Here is a 20,876-nt window from a genome sequence, read left to right on the forward strand (position 1 = left end):
CTGGTGTTGACAGTTCACTCGATGACCCGGGTTACCAGATGGATGACGCGTGGTATGTGTACGTGCCGGTCGGCGCGGACATCAAGGCCGTGGAGGACATGGGGTATTTCGACGCCGACGCCATGAGCCAGGCCGCCTCGCAGGGCGAGCCGGACTCCGGCACGCCGTATCTGATCGCGCGCGACCCGGGCCTGTACACCGACCAGCAGCGCCGACAGTACAAGCACGACGTGTTCCCGGACCTGGCGTCGGTGGACATGACGACCAGCGTCAATCCGAGCATCGCGTTCCTGGGGAACCATGCCCGCTACGCCGTCAAGCCCGCCCCGTCCGGCCAGAGCGCCTACTATCTTGTCGAGAATCCGCTTGCTCCACAACGGCTCGGTGTTTTTGCGGAAGCGAATATCGACGGTATGGCATCGTCGGATTCCGAATCGTCTCCGGAGCCTTCCGAATCGCCGAGCTCCGCCTCCGGCGATTCGCCGTCACCGCAGGAATCTACTGCGACCCCACAGAAGCGATATACCTCGGAAGAAGCCGTGGCGTCCATCCAACAGGGTGATTTCACGCCCGTCGCCGGCACGTATTGCAGCTATGACAGTCCACAATTCCCGAATCGTTGCGTGACGATTACAGAGACGGGCATGATATCCGGCACGGGTAATGCCATGGAGGAGCAGCGGGGAAGCCAGCAGCTCGGAACGGATGCACAGGGAGCGGAAGGCACCGTTCTTCTGGAAGCTCCGATGTCCTATTGGAAATGCATCGGCGATGATGGCGTTGCCCATCCGGCGGCGTTCGAGGACTGTGATCTCGCGCACGCGGTGCCGTCCTATACAGTGACGATCTATCTCGACCCGGGCAAGGAGGATTGGGTGAACGAAGGATATCCGTCGAATCCGCGGGACGTTCCTTTCCTCACCGAACTGCAAGATGAACCGACTATGCAAAGCGTGCATACATTTGAAGACTGCATGTACAAAATGGAGTGATGCGACGGGCTGACGCGGTAATCGGTGCAGTGTGCCGGATGCGAAGGCACGCCGGATATGCGAAAGACATGTTCCCAGCGTGTCTTCGTCGTATGGTGGGAGTGTCGGGGTTGTTGCCGCACATGGCCGCATCGTCGGCGCGAGAGAGCCAGACATAAGAGAGCCTGAAACGGGGGAGAGATGAACTGTCCGTCATGTGGGGCGCCGGTCGATCCGGGCCAGAAATTCTGCACGAATTGCGGCACGCCAGTGGCTGCCGCAGCCCAGCCGATGGTGCCTGGTGCGCCCTCGGCTGCACCGACCGGCATGCCGACGCCCGTCGCCGGCGCCCAGGCTGCGTCGGCGCCACAGGTGCCAGCGTCACAGATGCCAATATCACAAGCTCCGGCGGCACAGTTCCAGATGACCCAGCCTGCCCAGATGGCTCAGCCGGCACAGACCATGCCAACGGCTCCGATGAACCCGGCGGAGTCCGGCACTACAATGGGCGCTGCCGCGACGGCCGCCGCCTCGGCAGTCGGTGCAGGCGGTCATAAAACGCGGCGCATTGTGGCGGCCATTCTCGTGGTTGTTCTTGTGCTTGTGGCGGGCACGGCAACGTTCCTGGGGATGCGTGGCATGCTGCCGTGGCAGAGCGTTCCCGTGCCGTCTCTCGACCAGCTGGCCGGCAAACAGGGCGCGACCGTCGACTCCCTGACCGCCGACCAGGTGGAACAGGAGCTCAGGTCCGAGGGCTTCCAGACCACGCGCAGCCAGCAGTACTCCGGCAAGAGCGCGGGAGCGTTCCTCGCGTTCTCGAACGTGTCCGAGGGCCAGCAGCTCAGGCACGGCGGCCTCATCGACATCGTGGAGTCCCTCGGCCCCGGCGTGCCCTCCGGCACCGTCGGCACCCAGGCCGCGGACAGCAAGCAGACGCTGGCCGGCATGAACGTGCCCGTCACCTACAGGGCCGTCGTCACCAGCGTGCCCGGCTCGTCCTTCAGCTCCGCCGGCACGGACTCCGGTTCCACCGGCACGGACGCAGGTTCCACGGACCCGTCCGCCGCGACCCCGGGCACCGTCGTCGCCACGTACCCGGCCGACGGGCAGCCCGTCACCGACACCGACAAGGGCATCACGGTGGCGGTCGCCACGCAGAGCGACACCGGCATCCCCGTCGACTACTACGGCCAGGACCCGGACGCGGTTGAGGCCGACCTCGAGTCCCGCGGGTACACGGTGACCCGCAAGGCGAAGTTCGGCACCAAGGCGAACGTGGGCAAGGTCGTCGCCAGCGACCCCGCCCTCGGCACCGCCGCGGCAGCCGGGACCAGCGTCACCCTCTACTACGGCGTCGACTCGCAGACCGTGGCGACGGACCGCGATAAGGCACTCGCGTCGTCGGATCCTGCCCGTGCCATTTACGCGAATACGATGAAGGCGGCGGGACTGTATTGCAAGACGGACGGATCCGGCTGCATCACCCTCACGCAGGCGTGCCCTGACAGCGACTATTGCTTCTTGACGTCGAGCCAGCTCGATCCTGATTCCAACTACGGCTATCCCATCGGGCTCGACCCCTGCTACATTGCCCAAGGCACGTGCATGGGCGACCTGAAGGCCACCGGCGCCGGAACGGACAAAGCGGCGTCTTGGGATGACAGCCCGCTCCTGTTCGGCGACACCGGCACCTTCGAACTGGTCTCCTCGCGGCAGATCGCCTATGGCTATTGCGGGACCGACGGCGACTGGAAGTACTGGAAGCGCGAGACCATGTCCGGCGGAGACAGCTGGCAGGTGTGCGTGAACGGCCAAGTCCAGGACTACCATTCGTTGGCCGACGGCCAGAACGCCGACACGGTCGATGACCCGGGTTACCAGATGGATGACGCGTGGTACGTGTACGTGCCGGTCGGCGCGGACATCAAGGCCGTGGAGGACATGGGGTATTTCGACACCGACGCCATGAGCCAGGCCGCCTCGCAGGGCGAGCCGGACTCCGACACGCCGTATCTGATCGCGCGCGACCCGTCGCTGTACACCGACCAGCAGCGCCGACAGTACAAGCACGACGTATTCCCGGACCTGGCGTCGGTGGACATGACGACCAACGTGAATCCGAGCATCGCGTTCCTGGGGAACCATGCCCGCTACGCCGTCAAGCCCGCACCCTCCGCCCAGAGCGCCTACTACCTCGTCGAAAACCCGACGGACCCGAACAACCTCGCCTCCTTCCCGCAGATCCCCGACGACCAGATCGGCGACCCCAGCGTCCCGGACTCCAAGAGCTCCGACCAGCAACAAGCCGACCAGGCAGCCGCCGAACGCCAGACCGCATTCGAGGCCATCGCGGGTACATACAACTACCAGTTCCCGTACTTCACCTTCACAAGTGAAATCCCCAGTGGCGTTGGCGGCGCGGATTGCGGAACCACAACGCTGACCCTCAATTCCGACGGGTCGTATTCCGAAAGCTTCACCGTCTACAGCCAGCCATGCGACCCGGGAGCGAATTACACGGGCACTATCACGGATATCCAGAAAGTGGATGACCAAACGTACGATGTGACGTTCAGCGGCCCGTCGGATGCATCGGTGAAATCCGCGATCTCGCAGGGGCAGAAGGGGCAGGTCTGGCTGACCGGGCGGAAGGTGACCGAAGCCCCCGTCTGCACCGCCGACCAATGGAACCAGATGGAGGCGGGGCAAGGCAATCTCACGTGCAACCAGGTATCCGACATCACGGATGATTCGGGTCTTCTCGAGAAAACCGTGTTGGTGCCGGATGTCTCGGATCTGAACAAGGATCTGACCGGTCCCAACTATTTCTATGTGTACCTCAGGCAATGAGACCCCCGTGCACGGCCAGCCGTGCCACGCACCAACCGCCACGCAACCCACGGGGCGGGCGAGTTCAGCCAGAATTCGCCCGCCCCATTTGCATTCGGGGCCCGAGGTACTTATTGTGTCTACGTAACTTCAGTCCCGGCCCGCACCTTGTACCGCGGGTCCCGATAGCAAAGGACACACACCAATGGAACAGACCTCCATGATCTCGATCACTGTCGATGGCGAACGCAAGGAGGTGGAATCCACTGTCACGGGCACCGAGCTCTTCTCCGAGAACAAAGACATCATCGCCGTGCGTCTCAACGGCGAGCTGCGCGATCTGTATACCCCGCTCAAGGACGGCGACGTTGTCGAAGGCATCGCGCTGAGCTCCGACGACGGCCTGGCGATCATGCGCCACTCCGCCACCCACGTCATGGCCCAGGCCGTGCAGGAAGTGCGCCCCGACGTCAAGTTCGGCGTCGGCCCCGTGATCGAGAATGGATTCTATTACGATTTCGATGTCAAGGATCCGTTCACGCCGGACGATATCAAAGAGATCGAAAAGCGCATGCAGCGCATCATCAAGTCCGGCCAGAGCTTCCGCCGCCGCATCGTGACCGAATCCGAGGCGCGCGCCGAGGAGGCCGACCAGCCGTACAAGCTCGAGCTCATCGATGCCGCCGAGAAGACGATTGACGACAAGGACGCCACGAAGGTGGCCGAGAACGAGCTGACGTTCTATGACAACGTGGACCGTGACGGCAACGTGGTCTGGAAGGACCTGTGCCGCGGCCCGCACGTGCCGAACACGCGCTTCATCAAGGCCTTCAAGCTGCAGCGCTCCGCCTCCGCCTACTGGCGCGGCGACGAGAAGAACCCCATGCTGCAGCGCATCTACGGCACGGCCTGGGCGTCGAAGGACGACCTCAAGGCCTACACCACCCGCATGGAGGAGGCCGCCAAGCGCGACCACCGCAAGCTCGGCCAGGAAATGGACCTGTTCTCCTTCCCGGATGAGATCGGCCCGGGCCTGGCGGTGTTCCACCCCAAGGGCGCCGCCGTCATCAACGCCATGAAGGAATACTCCCGCAAGCGCCATCTGCGCGGCGGCTACTCCTTCGTGCAGACGCCGCATATCACGAAGGGCCACCTGTACGAGGTGTCCGGCCATCTGTCCTGGTACAAGGACGGCATGTACCCGCCGATGCGCGTGGATGAGGAGCGCGACGCCGAGGGCAATGTGACGAAGGAAGGCTTCGACTACTACCTCAAGCCGATGAACTGCCCGATGCACAACCTCATCTTCGCGTCCCGCCAGCGCTCCTATCGCGAGCTGCCGCTGCGCCTCTTCGAGTTCGGCACCGTGTACCGCTACGAGAAGTCCGGCGTCGTGCACGGCCTGACGCGTGTGCGCGGCCTGACGCAGGACGATTCCCATATCTACTGCACCCGCGAGCAGATGCGCGGCGAGATCCGCAACGTGCTGAACTTCGTGCTCAGCGTGCTCAAGGACTTCGGCCTGAACGACTTCTACCTCGAGCTGTCCACCAAGGACGAGCATAAGTTCGTGGGCTCCGACGAGATCTGGGAGGAGGCCACGCAGACCCTTGCCGACGTGGCGAAGGAATCCGGCCTCGAGCTCGTGGACGATCCGGGCGGCGCCGCGTTCTACGGCCCGAAGATCTCCGTGCAGGCCAGGGACGCCATCGGCCGCACGTGGCAGGTGTCGACCATCCAGCTCGACTTCAACCTGCCGGAGCGCTTCCAGCTCGAATACGTGGCGGCGGACGGCTCGCGCCAGCGCCCCGTCATGATTCACCGCGCGCTGTTCGGCTCGATCGAGCGCTTCTTCGCCATCCTGCTCGAGAACTATGCGGGCGCCTTCCCGGCATGGCTCGCCCCGGTGCAGGTGCTGGGCGTGCCGGTCACCGATAACGCGGCCGAGCACCTCAAGGGCGTTATCGACAAGCTCACGTACAACTTCGTGCGCTGCGAGCTCGACGATTCCGATGATCGCTTCGGCAAGAAAATCCGCAATGCCTCCAAGTCCAAGGCTCCGTTCATCCTCATCGCCGGCGAGGAAGACACCGCGAACAACGCGGTGAGCTTCCGCTTCCGCGACGGCAGCCAGAAGAACGGCGTGCCGGTGGACGAGGCCGTCGAGCAGATCAAGGCCGCCATCGCCTCGCATATGCAGGTGAACACGGCCGATGATTTCGAGGCCGCCATCAAGGCCCCGGCCTACGAGTGAGCCGCCGAGCATGAGCCAGAACCACGATTGCGGCGGGGACGTGCGGGTCGACGACCCCGAGCAGTTCCCGCCCCGTGAGGACGGCTACCAGCGTCTGTGGACCCCGCAGCGCATGTCGTATGTGCTGCGCGGGTCCGCCGATGACGGCGCCGCCAAGAAGCCGAAAAACACGGAATGTCCGTTCTGCGCGGGCCCGAGGAAATCCGACGAGGACGGGCTCATCGCCTGGCGTGGCACGCATGTTTTCGCCATCATGAACCTGTACCCCTACAATTGCGGGCATCTCATGATCTGCCCCTACCGCCATGTGAGCTTCCTGACCGATCTTACCGACGACGAGCTGTTCGAGTTCGAGAAGGCGAGTGCGCTGGCGATGGATGTCATGAAGACGGTGTCGCATCCCGACGGCTGGAACCTGGGCATCAACCAGGGCGAGGTCGCGGGCGCCGGCGTCGCCACCCACCTGCACCAGCACATCGTTCCCCGCTGGAACGGCGATTCGAACTTCATGCCGATCGTCGCCCAGACGCGCACGATGCCGATTCTGCTTCACGAGCAGCGCGAGGCCTACGCCGCCGCTTTCGAGAAGCTCGCGCCGTCCCATGGCCTGCCCCTTGAGGGCGCGCCGACGCAAGACCACGAGGAAGACGAGGACTGACCCCATGTTTGAGAAACTGCGAAAGCCCTGGAAGCACCTCATCGCGCCCATCGCCCGGGGGCTGCACGCCCTCGGCATCACCGCCAACGCCGTGACGATCATCGGCGCCGCGGGAACGGTGCTCGCCGCGATCGTGACCGGTGTGACGGGCAACCTGCTCGTCGGCTCCATCGTCATCGCGGTGCTCGTCATGTTCGACTCCCTCGACGGCTCGGTGGCGCAGCTCGAGGGCGGCGGCACCAAGTTCGGCGCGTTCCTCGACTCGACGCTCGACCGCGTCGCCGACTGGGCGGTTCTCGTCGCGATCATCGTGTACCTGACGCAACGCGACGATTTCATGACCCTGTGGCCGCAGATCACGTTCTACTGCACACTCGTGGGCATCATGACGTCGTTCGTCACGTCCTACGCCAGGGCACGCGGCGAGGCCGTGGGCTACGAGGCCAAGAACGGCATCGCCACGCGCTCGGACCGCCTCGTCATCATCCTCGTGGGCATGTTCCTCGCGGGATGCGGCTTGCCCATCCAGGTGCTCGCCTGCTTCATGGCCGTCCTCGCCCTGCTGGGCGTCGTGACGGTCTGGCAGCGCATGCACACCATCCACAAGCTGGCCATGGCCGATCCCAGCAACCGGATCCCCGCATGACCGACGGCGGGGCGGCGCCTCATACGAAGGCGGCCGCCCCGTCACGTTCCCCACGCCTTCCGATGGCCTTGCCGTCGGGAGGCGTTTTCTCACGATGCCGCCCCATCCGCAGAAAGGTCCAAAGGTCCCATATGGTCGACAAACTCCTTGTCTTCGTCGCGCGACACGCCTCGTCCCTTCCCGAAGGCCTTGTGCGCGCGCTGTTCCTTCTCGCGGCTAACGTCATGTGGCTGTTCGGCATAGGAGGGGAGAGGCAACTCGAGCGCAACATCGCGCATGTGCTCGCGGCCCGCGATGGGCGCCGCCCCGCCAGGCGCGAGGTCAGGCGCGTGGCGAGGCGCGGCATGCGCTCGTATTTCACGTATTTCTCCGAGGCCATGACGCTCGAGGCGCGCGACGACGCCACACTTGCCGCGAGGGTGCGCGGCACGGGGCACTTCCTCGATGCCATCCGCGAGGACGCCGCGAAGGGCTCCGTGCCCGCGGCCCTGGGGCACCAAGGCAACTGGGACTACGCGGGCTTCTGGTCTCGCGACCACCTCATGCCTGTCACCACCGTGGCGGAAAAGCTGTCCAACGAGGACCTGCTGCGCGCCTTCATCGAAATCCGCGAGCGCGCGGGCATCTCGATTCTCACCACGCATACGCCGGGCCTGACCGACAAGCTCAAGGACGTTCTGCGCGGCCAGGAGCATCGTCTGGTGCCGCTTCTGGCGGACAGGGACCTGAGCCATCACGGCGAGTTCGTGCACGCCTTCGATTCGGTGATTCGCGTGGCGCGCGGGCCGGCCACCCTGTGCTTTGACCTCAAGATGCCGCTGTATACGGTGAACGTGTACCGCGAGCGCCTGCACGGCGAGAGGCGCCGGAAGGCGCATACGCGCTGGGGGTATGTGATCGACATCTCCGGACGTGTGGACCCGGCCGATTTCGAGGGCATGGAGCGCGAGGAGGCGCTGCGTGCCATCAGCCAGGCGTGGGTGGACCAGTGGGCGCCGCTGGTCGAGGAGCATCCCGAGGACTGGCATATGCTCCAGCCCGTGTTCCTCGAAGACATGGACCGCTCGAGGCTGGGCGCCGTGCCCGATGACATCCGGCGTCTGTTCGACAATGCCCCGGTCGGGGCGTAATATCCATACGCGTGCATGCGCGCCCCGCCGTCCGGCTCACCGCACCCGGGGCGCGCGCCCGGTCCGGGCCGTAGCGGTTTCCGCAGGAACGGCGGCGGGGAGCGGGAAGGATTAAAGGAGAATCGACGCATGACCCTGCTGGACAATGCTGACGCGCAGTACCCCGACCTCGACTCGCTGTCGAGCGAGGAGCTGATGCGCATCGACCCGTTGGACGGGCGCAAGCTTCGCATAGGCATCGTGTGCCCCTATTCCATGGAATACCCCGGCGGCGTGCAGTTCCACATCCTCGATTTCGCCGAGGAACTCATGGAGCGCGGCCATTACGTGCAGGTGCTGGCGCCGGGGCGACGCACCAAGGACATGCCGCTGTGGGTGCAGACGACGGGCACGAGCTTCTCGATCCGTTATAACGGTTCGGTGGCGCGCCTGAGCTTCTTCGGCACGGTGGGCCTGCGCACACGCCGCTGGATCCGCCAGGGCCAGTTCGACATCGTGCATCTTCACGAGCCGGAGGTGCCGAGCCTTCCGCATACCGCGCTGCGCCCGGGCTTCGAGCACCCGCCCTACGTGGCGACGTTCCACACGTCGTTCGACCATTACCCGAAGTCCCTGGAGTTCTTCAGCAATTACCTGCACAACCGCACGGGCATGATCGACCAGGCCATCTGCGTGTCGAAGTCGTCGTATGAGGTCATGGAGCATTACATCGACCCGGCCGTGCCGGTGCATATCATCCCCAACGGCGTGCAGACCAAGCTGTTCGAATCGGCGCAGCCCAACCCCGAGTGGAAGGGCACCACGTCGGCGCCGACCATCGGCTTCCTGGGCCGCATGGGGGAGGAGCGCAAGGGCTTCCGCGTGTTCGCCGAGGCCATGCGCCATATCCTCAAGTTCTACCCGCACGCGCGCTTCCTGTGCGCGGGCGACGGAGAGGACGCCGCGCGAAAGATTCTCGACGACATCAGCCCCGACCTCGTCAAGCATGTGGAGTTCCTCGGGCGCATCTCCGACGAGGACAAGGCGCGTTTCTACAAGTCGCTGACGCTGTATATCGCGCCGCAGACGGGCGGCGAGAGCTTCGGCATCGTGCTTGTGGAGGCCATGGCGGCCGGCTGTCCCGTGGTGGCGAGCGACCTTGAGGCGTTCCGCGCCGTGTCGGAGAACGGCAAGGGCGCGAATCTGTTCCTGGCGGGGCAGAGCAAGTCGCTGGCGCAGAACGTCATCGGGCTGCTGGCGAACGAGCCGGTGCTCGACGACCTGCGCGAGGCGGGCAAACGATGCGCCCGCAAATACGAGTGGGACCGCGTCGACGTGGAGCTGCTGCGCGTGTACGCCGACGCCCTGAAGGGCCGGGGCGACGACGCGGAGGGCTCCGACAAGCCGAAGCGGCGCAGGCGCGGCCGATTCAGCTCTCGGCTGGAGTAGGCCGGCTGGCGGGCGCCGGATGTGGCGTTTGTCGCTTGAATTACCTATAATCGCACCGTTTGTATGTATTCGTCCGTTCTAGTCAGGAGCAATATGTCCGGACATTCCAAGTGGGCCACTACGAAGAACAAGAAGGCGGCCATCGACGCCAAGCGCGGCAAGCTGTTTGCCAAGCTCATCAAGAACATCGAGATCGCTGCTCGCACCGGCGGCGGCGACCCCAACGGAAACCCGACCCTGTACGATGCCATCGTCAAGGCCAAGAAGAGCTCCGTCCCGGCCGACAACATCACGCGCGCCGTCAAGCGCGGCTCCGGTGAGGAAGCCGGCGGCGCCGACTACGAGGAGATCGTGTACGAGGGCTACGCTCCCGGCGGCGTGGGCCTCATCATCCAGTGCCTGACCGACAACCGCAACCGTGCGGCCGCCGACGTGCGCTCCACCCTCACGAAGAAGGGCGGCTCCCTGGCCGCCAACGGCTCCGTGAGCTTCAACTTCGACCGCAAGGGCCAGATCGTGGTGCCGTCCGAGGGCGTGGACTACGACAAGCTCTTCGAGATCGCCGCGGACGCCGGCGCGGAGGATGTCTCCGACGACGGCGACACCTACACGGTGACCACCGCCCCGTCCGACCTGGTGACGGTGCGCAAGGCCGTGCAGGACGCGGGCATCGACTACGATTCCGCCGAAGTGGAGCTCGTGCCGCAGAACGAGGTGGAGCTCGACCTCGAGGCCGCGCAGAAGGTGAGCAACCTCATCGACGCGCTCGACGACCTCGACGATGTGCAGAACATCTACTCGAACTGGACGGCCTCCGACGAGGTCATGAAGCAGCTCGAGGACGCCGAGTGAGCGGAGTCCCCGCGTGTTGATTCTTGGAGTCGACCCCGGCCTGACACGGTGCGGGGTCGGCGTCATCGAAGCCGGCGCATCGCGCCGGCTTTCTTTCGTTCATGTGGATGTGATCCGCTCAAGCCCCGACACGCCTCAGGACCTGCGCCTCCTGAAGATCTACAACGGCCTTGTGGAGAAAATCGAGCGCTTCGTGCCCGACGTCGTCTCCATCGAGCGCGTCTTCGCGCAGGAGAACCGCAGTACGGTGCTCGGCACCGCCCAGGTGGCCGGGCTCGCCATGCTCGCCGCCGCACAGCGCGGCATCCCGACGGCGCTGCACACGCCGTCGGAGGTCAAGCTCGCCATCACCGGCAGCGGCACCGCGCCGAAAAAGCAGGTGGAGTACATGGTTATGCGCATCCTCAACCTCAATGAGCCGCCGAAACCGGCGGACGCGGCAGATGCTCTCGGCCAGGCCATCTGCCACGCCCTGCGCCCGGCTGGAGCCATCCAGGGCGGCGAACGCGAGGAGCACCTGACCCCGGCTCAACGCCAGTGGGCCCAGGCCGTGCAGGCCAGCAAACACGGGCGCGGGCCGCAGAAGCGCGATATGTAGCATCGATGTGCTGCCGAGGTGCTGCTTGTGTGAGACGCCACGACACGCACTGTCGAACGCGCGTTCGAGTGTGGTATGCTGGGTGGCGATAGGCGCCTCGGCGCTCTGCGACGGTGTGATGGTGTGACGGCACCGTCGTCCATGCACGACGCACCTTCAAGGCATAAAACCATCGAGGAGCAATCATCATCGAGGCACAAAACCATCGAAGAACGGAGGAGACATGATAGCGAGTCTGACGGGAACCGTGGAGTCGGTCGATGCCGACTCCACCATCATCGACGTACACGGCATCGGATTCCTCGTGCGCATGCCCTCGAGCGACCTCGCGAAGATCCACGCGGGGCAGGAGGCGCATGTGCTCACGTCCATGACCGTATCGCAGGATGCCATCAGCCTGTACGGCTTCCTGTCCCGATCCTCCCTCGACCTGTTCCACCAGCTTCTCAAGGTCAGCGGCATCGGGCCCAAGGTGGCGCTCGGCGTGCTGTCGGCGTTCACCCCGACCGATTTCGCGCGCATCGTGCGCGACCATGACACCACGGCCCTGACCAAGGCGCAGGGCCTGGGCAAGAAGGGCGCGCAGAAGATCATCCTCGAACTGGCCAACAAACTCGTTCTCGACGAGGACGACGCCTCCGCGACCTCCGCATCCGCCGCCGAGCAGAACGCCGACCCGGTGGTCGCCCAGCTCGTCGACGCCATGGTCGGCATGGGCAAGGACGCATCCCAGGCCCGCGCCGCCATCGAGAAGGCAATCGAGACCCTGGGCCTGAGCACACCGCTGCCGGCGGACCGCGACACCGAATCCGCGGTCCTGACACTCGCCTTCCGTTCCACCGACAGGAGGGGATAGCATGGCCGACGATATCCGCATCAACGACCACGCCAGCGAAGACTCCCTGCGCATGGTCTCCGCCCAGACGCAGCAGAACGAGTCCCTGTCGGACGAGGAGCTGCGACCTGCATCGCTGGACGATTTCATCGGCCAGCCGCGTCTCAAGGAACAGATGCGTCTGTTCCTCACGGCCGCGCAGAAACGCGGCGTGCCGCCGGACCATATCCTTCTGGCCGGCCCTCCGGGACTGGGCAAGACGACGCTTGCCATGATCGTGGCCAATGAGCTTGGCGTGCCCGTGCGCATCACCTCGGGCCCCGCCATCCAGCACGCCGGTGACCTCGCGTCCATCCTCAGCTCCCTTGACGAAGGGGAGGTGCTTTTCATCGACGAGATCCATCGTCTTCCCCGCGCCGCGGAGGAGATGATGTACATCGCCATGGAGGATTTCCGCGTCGACGTCATGGTGGGCAAGGGGCCGGGCGCATCGTCGATCCCGCTGACGCTGCCACGCTTCACGGTGATCGGCGCCACGACGCGCGAGGGCATGCTGCCTTCGCCGCTGCGCGCCCGCTTCGGCTTCACCGCTCATCTCGACTTCTACCCGGCCGAGGAGTTGCAGAAGCTCATCCACCGTTCGGCGCGCGTACTCGACGTGACGATCACCGACGAGGCCACCGAACAGCTCGCCCTGCGCTCCCGCGGCACGCCGCGTATCGCCAACCGCCTGCTGCGCCGCGTGCGCGACTGGGGCGTGGTGCACGACCTCGACGTCATCGACATCGATGCCGTGCGCTCGGCGCTCGAACTGTACCAGATCGACACCGAGGGCCTCGACAGGCTCGACATCGCCGTGCTCAATGCCGTGTGCCGCCAGTTCAACGGCGGCCCCGTGGGCCTGAGCAACCTCGCCGCCATGGTGGGCGAGGAGGCGGAGACCGTCGAGACCGTGTGCGAACCGTATCTGGTGCGCGAGGGCTTCCTCGTGCGCACGCCGCGCGGTCGCGTCGCCACGCGCAAGGCCTGGGAGCATCTGGGCCTCGTGCCGCCGGCCGAGGGCAACGCCTTGTTCTGACGGCGGGCCCGTCCCGGATGGGGCTGCGCGGGACACATGAAGCCGACGGCCCCGGTGCCGTGAAGAAATCGCACGGTACGGCGCCTCGTGACGGAATTCCCGGTTCCATCCGCTACCATGTGGTGCGGTGCATGAGGCGAGCCTGCTTTCCGGGCGGGTTCGCCTCGCCGTGGAAGATATCGCCCAGAAGCAACATCCCCCAACAACACAACTCGAAATAACAACACTCCCAAGCAAATCACCCCAAGGAGGTTCCATGGATAACAACGCCGTGACCTACATCTTCATGATCGTCCTTCTTGTCCTCATGGTCGTTTTCATGGGCCGTGCGTCCAAGAAGCAGACGGCCCAGTACAAGGAGCGCGAGGATTGGCGCAAGCAGCTCAAGCCCGGCGACAAGGTCGCCACCCAGTCCGGCCTGCTCGGCGAGGTCGTGGAGGTGCTTCCGGACTATGACGAGATCATCATCAAATCCGAGGACTCCCTGAGCCGCTGGCGTCTCGCCGCCGTCATCCAGCCGCCGGTGCGCCCCGCCTACGTGCCCGACGAGGATGAGGATTCCGAAGAGTCCGACGATTCCGCCGACGACACCTCCGCTCCGGCCTCCATCGAGGGCGCGCCGTCCGACGCCGCGCAGGAGAACGCCGCCGACGATTCCGACACTGAGGACGCGCAGGCGAAGGCCTGAGTCCGGAAGACCGCAGCCGCGGCACGACGCCCGCGGCATCGTATGCCGTCTCGCGGCGCCCTATATACGCCGCCATACCCGCACCGCCACGCCATGGGGTGCGGGTTTTGCATTCCGCCGCCATCCGGACGCTGCAGCGCGAACGTGCGTCATCGCGAAGGCCGTACACCATTGCAACCGCCGTGCTATTGCGAACGCCGCGGCGCGGCTGTGGCGGGCGCGGCGTACAGTGTCAGTGTCATACGCCGCAGTCCGCCCTTGCCGAGACGGAACCGAAAGAGAGGAAACATGGCAAGCGATATCGTCCCCGAGAAACTCACGGTGATGGGCAAGGAGAACACCGACTACCTGCTGTCGCTGTTCCGCACGATCCCCGGATTCCCCAAGGCGGGCATCAAGTTCCGCGACTACATGCCGCTGCTTGCCGACGCCAAGGGCCTGGGCATCCTCCTCGAGGCGCTCAACAGGGCGCTTCCCGTGCCGGCCGACCAGATCGACGCCATCGCCGGCCTCGAAGCGCGCGGCTTCCTCATCGGCGTTCCGCTCGCCGCCCGCCTGGGCAAGGGCTTCGTGGCCGTGCGCAAGGCCGGCAAGCTCCCGCCGCCTGTCGAGCACGCCGACTACTCGCTTGAATACGGCACGGCCTCGCTCGAGATCGAGGAGGGCATCATCCGCCCCGGCGCGCGCGTGCTCATCGTGGACGACCTCATCGCCACCGGCGGCACCGCGCACGCCGCGAAAACGCTGATTGAATCCGTGGGCGCCACCGTATGCGGCTACAGCTTCATCATGCGCCTCGACGGGCTCGACGGCTGCGACCAGCTGGGCGACGCCCCTATCTCGTCGCTGGTGTCGATGCCCGCCTGATATGGCGCGGCGCATCACCGACCAAGGCGACGACCGGGCGCATTGCGTGCATAAGCGGCACTCAGGCATTACTCTGGTAGACGGCGTTCCCCGAACCGAGGTGCGGCATGCCCCGCGCCCGACGATACGCCGCAACAGACAACCGCAAAGGGGTTGAAATGGATTTGTACGAGTACCAGGGACGGCAGCTCTTCGAGGAGAAGGGCATTCCGGTTCCCGAGGGCATCTACGCCGAGACGGCCGAGGACGCCCGCAAGGCTGCGGACGAGATCGGCTATCCGTGCGTGATCAAGGGACAGGCGAAGATCGGCCACCGTGGCCAGGCCGGCGCCGTAAAAATCGCAAGGGACGCCGACGAGGCCTACGAGCTCGCCCAGCGCATCCTGCCGATGAGCGTGCGCGGCCACAAGGTGCACGGCGTGCTGGTGTGCGCCGCGGCCAACATCCTGCATGAGTACTATGTGTCGATTTCCGTGGACCGCACCTCGCGCGACTACGACGTCCTCGCCACCGCCGCGGGCGGCACCGAGGTCGAGGAGATCGCACGCCAGCATCCTGAGAACGTGCGCCGCCTGCATATCGACCCGTACGCGGATTTCACGATCGACGATGCACGCGTGATGGCCGAGAAGATCGGCTTCTACCACGCCGACAACGAGCAAGCCGCCCAGATCCTGCTGCGCATGTGGGAGGTGTTCAAGGAGAACGACGCCACGCTTGTCGAGATCAACCCGCTCGCCAAGATCGGCTCGCCCGACGATGAGTCCAGCAAGAGCCTGTGCGCCCTCGACTCCAAGGTGTCTCTCGACGGCAACGCGGCGTACCGCCATGACGGCTGGAAGCGCTTCGCCGACGACACGGGCGTCGATCCGCTCGAGAAGCGCGCCCAGGCCCACGGCCTGCACTACGTGCACCTGAACGGCCAGGTCGGCGTCATCGGCAACGGCGCGGGACTCGTCATGAGCTCCCTCGACGCGGTGGCCGGCGCGGCCGAGGACCAGGGCACCGACATCAAGCCCGCGAACTTCCTGGACATCGGCGGCGGCGCCTCGGCCGAGGTCATGGCCGAATGTCTCTCCATCGTGCTGGCCGACCCGGCCGTGCGCGACGTGTTCGTGAACGTCTACGGCGGCATCACCTCCTGCCAGCTGGTGGCCGAAGGTATCCTCGAGGCGCTCGACACGCTTGGCACCACGGTGCCGATCATCGTGCGCTTCGACGGCAATGCCGCGGCCGAGGGCCTCGAGACGCTCAGGTCTTCCGGACGGGGCAACATCATCGTCGAATCGACGATGGAGAAGGCCGCGGCAGAGGCCGCGCGCATCGCCGCCGACGCCGAGAGGCAGGACGCCGCTAAGCGCGGCGTCGCACAGGCCGACGCAAGCAAGGAAGGGGAGAACCGATGAGTCTTTTCGTCAGGGACGGCGCGCCCGTCATCGTGCAGGGCATGACCGGCCACCAGGGCATGACGCATACCGCGCGCATGCTCAAGGCCGGAACGAATATCCTCGGCGGCGTCAACGCACGCAAGGCCGGGCAGGTGGTGGAGCTTCCCGACGCCACGGGCGTCGTGCGCTCGCTTCCCGTGTACGCCAATTGCGCCGAGGCCCGCGAGGCCACGGGTGCGGAGGCATCCGTCGTCTTCGTGCCGCCGCGCTTCGCCAAGGATGCCATGATCGAGGCCATCGAGGCCGGCATCCCGCTGATTGTGGTCATCACCGAGGGCATCCCGGTGGCCGACACCGCGTACTGTGTGTCGCTTGCGCGCCGCAAGGGCGTGCGCATCGTAGGCCCGAACTGCCCCGGTCTCGCCACGTTCGGCGAGACAGACGGCGCCACCGGCACGAACCTCGGCATCATCCCGGACGGCATCGTCAAGCGCGGCCCGCTGGGCCTCGTGTCGAAATCCGGCACGCTGACCTACCAGCTCATGGGCGAGCTCTCCGATATCGGCTTCACTGCGGCGCTCGGTGCTGGCGGCGACCCGATCGTCGGCACCACGCTTCTTGAGGCCGTGCAGGCGTATGCTCAGGATGCGAACACCAAGGCCGTCGTCATGATCGGCGAGATCGGCGGCGACGCCGAGCAGCAGGTGGCGGACTGGGCCAAAACCCATATGACGAAGCCGCTTGTGGCCTACATCGCGGGCTTCACCGCCCCCGAAGGCAAGCAGATGGGACACGCCGGCGCCATCGTGTCCGGAGGCAAGGGCAGCGCGGCCGACAAGAAGGTCGCGCTCGAGGCAGCCGGCATCCCCGTCGGCCGCACGCCCGGCCAGACCGCCCAGATCATGCGTGAGATCCTGACGACCCGCGGAATCATATGACGAAACGACCCTCCGCCGGGCATGGCTCCGACACCACCGACACCGAGGACAGGGACGGCGTCGCGTCGTCATCCATAGGCGCCGCGACATCCGCCGGACCGGCCACATCAACCGGCGTCACGACATCCTTGGACGACGTGACGCTTCCAGACGCCGACGGCACGCGCCCCTCCGCGGTCTCACGCTTCCTGCGCGGGGCCCTGTGGGGCCTTTTCGGCTGGTTCCTGCCCACGTTCCTGCTGTGGCTCGTCGTGGCCACCTGCATGTTCATGTTCTCGATGGAGAACACCACGTCCCTGACCGCCGCCATCATGCCCGTCAGCGCCGCGACGGTGCTCACGGCGCAGGGCGTGGGCGTGCGCTACCAGTTCCTCGACGTGTCGGTTATCCCGCTTCTGGCCACCATCATCTACCTGGTCTCCGGCTATGCGTTCGCCCGTCGTCTCAAGGACGGGGCGGCTCCGCTCGTCGGCTTCGCGGCCGTCTGGGTGGCGCTCGACATGTTCGTGTACGGGCGCAGTCCGCTCACCGCCTCCGACGCGTGGCCCGTGGCGCTGGGCAAGTTCCTCGTGGTTGCGCTCGTCGTGCTTGTACTGGCGCACGGAGCGCGGGCGTACCGCGCCGCCATCGGGGCCATCAAGACACGTGTGTCCGCGCCGCTGGCGCGCACCGTGGATCTCTCGTTCCGCATTGTGCGCGTCTTCGCCCTCGTCATGGCCACGGTCGGCATCGTCACCTTCGTGGTGTGGCTTGTGGTGGGTTTCGACGCCATGCGCACCGTGGCGTCGTTCATAGGCATGGGCAACGCCTCGTTCTGGGCCGCGTTCGTACTCTCTCTTCTGTGGATGCCCGACATGTGCCTGTGGGCGCTGTCATGGAGCGCCGGGGCGGGCTTCCGTATCGGTTCCTTCGCCACCTTCACCATGTGGCAGGGCGACGCGCGAGAGCTTCCCGCCATCCCCATCTTCGGCATCCTGCCGCAGCCGGTCCCCAATGCCACGGCGACGCTGGCACTGGAATCGATCCCCGCCGTCGCGGCCTTCCTCATCGCCGTGGCGTTCATGCTGTCGAAGAAGCGCATCGACATCTTCCACCGCCGTCTGAAGAAGCGCCCGCGCCTGGCATCGCCCCGCTCCATCGTCGACATCCTTCTGTCTTTCGTCACGATGTGCCTGTCGTGCATCTGGATCGTGGTCGGCTGCTTCATCGCCTTCTCGTTGTCCTGCGGCTCGCTGGGAACGGAGCGTCTGGCACAGCTGGGTGTCACCGACGTGGCGGAGTCCACGCGTGCCCTGGCGCGCCCCGCCGCCATCGGATTCTTCTGCGCCTTCCTGCTCATGGTTATCGTCAGCTGCATCATCGAGCTCGTCACCGTGCTGCGCGCCCGCCGAGAGGCCGCGCAGCGCTTGGAGACGGACACCGATCTCGACGCGATAGCCCGCACCGTGCGCACGTCGCGCAGCGCGGAGCGCGATGCCGAACGACACGCCTCGGATAGCCGGCGTGTCGCGCGCTCGGCGCGCGGCATGCACGATGGCGCCGACAGGAGCGGGGCCTCCTATGGCGCGGACGCGGCCCTCGGCTCCGAGGAGGGCGGCGCGCCTCGTTCCGACGATGACGCCGCTGCGTCCGATGTGGCCGGCGGCTTTACCGAAGGCTACGACGATGCGATGCGCCGCGCAGGGCGCACCGTGCGCAGTATGGGACGCGGCGTCTCGGCTTCCGGCGCATCGCACACCCTCGCGGAGCCCCGTTCCGTGCGCGAGGCGCTCGATTCCGCCGATTTCCCCTCCGAGTCCTCGCTCCACCTGCCCGAGGCTGGCGAAACCGACGGAGCGCATCGGAATGACGGAGCCGGCACCCCGTCCCAGGGCTGAGCGCCGCCCGAAGCGCCCACCCCGCGTGGTTTTTACGCACGTCCTTTTACAATGAAATGGCACTCACTGCCACGCCGCGCCTTCCCGCGAGGCGAGAAAAAGTAAGGAGAACAAGGAATGACCGATTCCACAAGCCGTCCGATCAAGCGCGCGCTGGTTTCCGTCTATCACAAGGATGGCATCGAGGTCCTCGCCGAGGCCTTCAAGAAGGCGGGCACGGCCGTCGTGTCCACCGGTTCCACGGCGAAGAAGCTCCAGGAGCTCGGCGTGGACGTCACCCCCGTGGAGAAGGTCACCGGATTCCCCGAAAGCCTCGATGGCCGCGTCAAGACGCTCGACCCGCATGTTCACGCCGGCATCCTCGCCGACATGACGAACCCGGAGCATGTGGCCCAGCTCAAGGAGCTCGGCATCGAGCCCTTCGACATGGTGGTGGTGAACCTGTACCCGTTCGCCGACACCGTGCGTTCCGGCGCCAACGAGGCCGACACCATCGAGAAGATCGACATCGGCGGCCCCTCCATGGTGCGTGGCGCGGCGAAGAACTCCGCCACCGTCGCCGTCATCACCGATAAGAACGACTACGCCCTCGCCGCCGAGCGCGTGGAAAACGGCGAAGGCTTCACCCTCGCCGAACGCCGTTACCTCGCCGCCAAGGCCTTCGCCCACACCGCCTCCTACGACGCCACCATCATCGAATGGGCCAGGACGGCCTGGCCGAAGCCCGACACTCTCAAGGACCTCCAGACCGAGGAATCCGCCGCCGCCGAGAAGGATGCCGAGCTCTTCCCGCAGACCTACACGCGCACGTGGGACAAGTCCACGGTGCTGCGCTACGGCGAGAACTCGCACCAGGAGGCCGCACTGTACCTCGACCCGCTGTCGTCGGGCGACTTCGCGCATGCCGAGCTCCTGCACGGCAAGCCGATGAGCTACAACAACTACGTGGACGCTGACTCCGCGTGGCGCTCCTGCTGGGACTTCGCGCCGCGCATCGCCGTCGCCGTCGTTAAGCACTCCAACCCGTGCGGCCTGGCCATCGGCGACACCGTGGCCGAGGCGCACCGCAAGGCCCATGCCTGCGATCCGATGAGCGCCTACGGTGGCGTTATCGCCGCCAACGCGACCGTCTCCCTGGAGATGGCGCAGGCCGTCAAGCATATCTTCACCGAGGTCATCGTGGCGCCGGACTACGAGCCCGAGGCCCTCGAGTTGCTCAAGACCAAGAAGAACCTGCGCATCCTGCGCGTGCCGACCAAGCCGGTGCTCGACCAGTCCATCCGCCAGATCGACGGCGGCCTGCTCGTGCAGACCACCGACCGCATCGACGCGCCGGGCGACGACCCGGCCAACTGGCAGCTCGTCTCCGGCGAGGCCGCCGATGCCGCCACGCTCAAGGACCTCGAATTCGCGTGGAAGGCCATCCGCTCCGTCAAGTCCAACGCCATCCTCATCGCACACGACGAGGCGACGGTGGGCGTCGGCATGGGGCAGGTCAACCGCGTCGACTCCGCCAAGCTCGCCGTGGAGCGCGCCAACACGCTCGCCGACGGCGCGAACCGTACGAAGGGCTCCGTCGCCGCATCCGACGCGTTCTTCCCGTTCGCAGACGGCTTCCAGATCCTGGCCGACGCGGGCGTGACCGCCGTGGTGCAACCCGGCGGCTCCATCCGCGACGAAGAAGTTATCGAGGCCGCGAAGAAGGCCGGCGTGACGATGTACCTGACCGGCACGCGTCACTTCTTCCACTGAGTTCCATTCCGCAGGGGCGGCGGGGTTTCCCGCCGCCCCTTTATGCGTTTCGACCGTGCGTTTCGGCACGTCGAACGAGCGATGTCA

Annotated in this window: 16 protein-coding genes and 2 pseudogenes; all 18 read left to right on the forward strand. The window is 65.9% G+C overall.

Annotated features, from left to right (window positions below; all coding sequences use genetic code 11):
* A pseudogene (locus tag PSRA_RS09275) lies at positions 1–992 on the forward strand (hypothetical protein); the annotation flags it as partial.
* A gap of 180 nt (positions 993–1,172) precedes the next feature.
* Positions 1,173–1,238 (forward strand): annotated as a pseudogene (locus PSRA_RS09745) (zinc ribbon domain-containing protein); the annotation flags it as partial.
* Positions 1,239–1,358: 120 nt separating this feature from the next.
* Positions 1,359–3,821, forward strand: a complete 2,463-nt coding sequence (locus PSRA_RS00125) for a PASTA domain-containing protein (RefSeq protein ID WP_245834804.1) — start codon at positions 1,359–1,361, stop codon at positions 3,819–3,821.
* Between the two features lie 184 nt (positions 3,822–4,005).
* The gene (gene thrS / locus PSRA_RS00130) at positions 4,006–6,054 is read left to right on the forward strand and encodes a threonine--tRNA ligase (RefSeq protein ID WP_094659846.1); all 2,049 of its coding nucleotides are present in this window, start codon (positions 4,006–4,008) and stop codon (positions 6,052–6,054) included.
* A gap of 10 nt (positions 6,055–6,064) precedes the next feature.
* Positions 6,065–6,712, forward strand: a complete 648-nt coding sequence (locus tag PSRA_RS00135) for an HIT family protein (RefSeq protein WP_094659847.1) — start codon at positions 6,065–6,067, stop codon at positions 6,710–6,712.
* A 4-nt stretch (positions 6,713–6,716) separates the two neighbouring features.
* The gene (gene pgsA, locus PSRA_RS00140; protein ID WP_094659848.1) at positions 6,717–7,358 is read left to right on the forward strand and encodes a phosphatidylinositol phosphate synthase; all 642 of its coding nucleotides are present in this window, start codon (positions 6,717–6,719) and stop codon (positions 7,356–7,358) included.
* Between the two features lie 131 nt (positions 7,359–7,489).
* Positions 7,490–8,488, forward strand: coding sequence for a phosphatidylinositol mannoside acyltransferase (locus PSRA_RS00145; protein WP_094659849.1), 999 nt, complete (start codon positions 7,490–7,492; stop codon positions 8,486–8,488).
* Between the two features lie 129 nt (positions 8,489–8,617).
* The gene (locus PSRA_RS00150) at positions 8,618–9,916 is read left to right on the forward strand and encodes a glycosyltransferase family 4 protein (RefSeq protein WP_420820527.1); all 1,299 of its coding nucleotides are present in this window, start codon (positions 8,618–8,620) and stop codon (positions 9,914–9,916) included.
* 93 nt (positions 9,917–10,009) lie between these two features.
* Positions 10,010–10,768 carry a YebC/PmpR family DNA-binding transcriptional regulator gene (locus PSRA_RS00155; protein ID WP_094659850.1) on the forward strand — a complete coding sequence of 253 codons (759 nt, stop codon included), beginning with the start codon at positions 10,010–10,012 and terminating at the stop codon, positions 10,766–10,768.
* 13 nt (positions 10,769–10,781) lie between these two features.
* Entirely contained in the window at positions 10,782–11,366 is a 585-nt protein-coding gene (gene ruvC, locus PSRA_RS00160; protein ID WP_094659851.1) for a crossover junction endodeoxyribonuclease RuvC, read from the forward strand.
* Positions 11,367–11,589: 223 nt separating this feature from the next.
* A complete protein-coding gene (ruvA, locus tag PSRA_RS00165) occupies positions 11,590–12,222 on the forward strand; it encodes a Holliday junction branch migration protein RuvA (protein ID WP_094659852.1) in 633 nt (210 codons plus the stop codon).
* A 1-nt stretch (position 12,223) separates the two neighbouring features.
* Positions 12,224–13,279, forward strand: a complete 1,056-nt coding sequence (gene ruvB, locus PSRA_RS00170; RefSeq protein ID WP_094659853.1) for a Holliday junction branch migration DNA helicase RuvB — start codon at positions 12,224–12,226, stop codon at positions 13,277–13,279.
* 256 nt (positions 13,280–13,535) lie between these two features.
* On the forward strand, positions 13,536–13,967 hold the full coding sequence (locus PSRA_RS00175; protein WP_094659854.1) for a preprotein translocase subunit YajC: 432 nt from the start codon (positions 13,536–13,538) through the stop codon (positions 13,965–13,967).
* Between the two features lie 288 nt (positions 13,968–14,255).
* Positions 14,256–14,834: an adenine phosphoribosyltransferase gene (locus PSRA_RS00180; RefSeq protein ID WP_094659855.1), complete on the forward strand. Its 579-nt coding sequence runs from the start codon at positions 14,256–14,258 to the stop codon at positions 14,832–14,834.
* A gap of 158 nt (positions 14,835–14,992) precedes the next feature.
* The gene (gene sucC, locus PSRA_RS00185; RefSeq protein ID WP_094659856.1) at positions 14,993–16,240 is read left to right on the forward strand and encodes an ADP-forming succinate--CoA ligase subunit beta; all 1,248 of its coding nucleotides are present in this window, start codon (positions 14,993–14,995) and stop codon (positions 16,238–16,240) included.
* On the forward strand, positions 16,237–17,160 hold the full coding sequence (gene sucD, locus PSRA_RS00190; protein ID WP_094659857.1) for a succinate--CoA ligase subunit alpha: 924 nt from the start codon (positions 16,237–16,239) through the stop codon (positions 17,158–17,160). Before sucC ends, sucD begins: the two co-directional genes overlap by 4 nt.
* Positions 17,157–19,037 (forward strand): cell division protein PerM, encoded by a 1,881-nt coding sequence (locus PSRA_RS00195; RefSeq protein ID WP_094659858.1) that lies wholly within the window; start codon positions 17,157–17,159, stop codon positions 19,035–19,037. The genes sucD and PSRA_RS00195 overlap by 4 nt, the downstream gene beginning before the upstream one ends.
* Positions 19,038–19,154: 117 nt before the next feature.
* Positions 19,155–20,789, forward strand: coding sequence for a bifunctional phosphoribosylaminoimidazolecarboxamide formyltransferase/IMP cyclohydrolase (gene purH, locus PSRA_RS00200; protein WP_094659859.1), 1,635 nt, complete (start codon positions 19,155–19,157; stop codon positions 20,787–20,789).
* Positions 20,790–20,876 lie beyond the last annotated feature (87 nt).

Origin of the sequence: Pseudoscardovia radai, from assembly GCF_002259605.1 — a bacterium.
GTDB classification, from domain to species: Bacteria; Actinomycetota; Actinomycetes; order Actinomycetales; family Bifidobacteriaceae; genus Pseudoscardovia; species Pseudoscardovia radai.

What these genes read in the sequence shown, in the direction of transcription:
- PSRA_RS00150 (WP_420820527.1), top strand. Translation starts at nt 8,618, where the DNA reads ATGACCCTGCTGGACAATGCTGACGCGCAGTACCCCGACCTCGACTCG.
- purH (WP_094659859.1), top strand. Translation starts at nt 19,155, where the DNA reads ATGACCGATTCCACAAGCCGTCCGATCAAGCGCGCGCTGGTTTCCGTC.
- PSRA_RS00175 (WP_094659854.1), top strand. Translation starts at nt 13,536, where the DNA reads ATGGATAACAACGCCGTGACCTACATCTTCATGATCGTCCTTCTTGTC.
- PSRA_RS00145 (WP_094659849.1), top strand. Translation starts at nt 7,490, where the DNA reads ATGGTCGACAAACTCCTTGTCTTCGTCGCGCGACACGCCTCGTCCCTT.
- sucC (WP_094659856.1), top strand. Translation starts at nt 14,993, where the DNA reads ATGGATTTGTACGAGTACCAGGGACGGCAGCTCTTCGAGGAGAAGGGC.
- PSRA_RS00135 (WP_094659847.1), top strand. Translation starts at nt 6,065, where the DNA reads ATGAGCCAGAACCACGATTGCGGCGGGGACGTGCGGGTCGACGACCCC.
- PSRA_RS00180 (WP_094659855.1), top strand. Translation starts at nt 14,256, where the DNA reads ATGGCAAGCGATATCGTCCCCGAGAAACTCACGGTGATGGGCAAGGAG.
- sucD (WP_094659857.1), top strand. Translation starts at nt 16,237, where the DNA reads ATGAGTCTTTTCGTCAGGGACGGCGCGCCCGTCATCGTGCAGGGCATG.
- PSRA_RS00155 (WP_094659850.1), top strand. Translation starts at nt 10,010, where the DNA reads ATGTCCGGACATTCCAAGTGGGCCACTACGAAGAACAAGAAGGCGGCC.
- ruvA (WP_094659852.1), top strand. Translation starts at nt 11,590, where the DNA reads ATGATAGCGAGTCTGACGGGAACCGTGGAGTCGGTCGATGCCGACTCC.
- pgsA (WP_094659848.1), top strand. Translation starts at nt 6,717, where the DNA reads ATGTTTGAGAAACTGCGAAAGCCCTGGAAGCACCTCATCGCGCCCATC.
- PSRA_RS00195 (WP_094659858.1), top strand. Translation starts at nt 17,157, where the DNA reads ATGACGAAACGACCCTCCGCCGGGCATGGCTCCGACACCACCGACACC.
- ruvB (WP_094659853.1), top strand. Translation starts at nt 12,224, where the DNA reads ATGGCCGACGATATCCGCATCAACGACCACGCCAGCGAAGACTCCCTG.
- thrS (WP_094659846.1), top strand. Translation starts at nt 4,006, where the DNA reads ATGGAACAGACCTCCATGATCTCGATCACTGTCGATGGCGAACGCAAG.
- PSRA_RS00125 (WP_245834804.1), top strand. Translation starts at nt 1,359, where the DNA reads ATGCCAATATCACAAGCTCCGGCGGCACAGTTCCAGATGACCCAGCCT.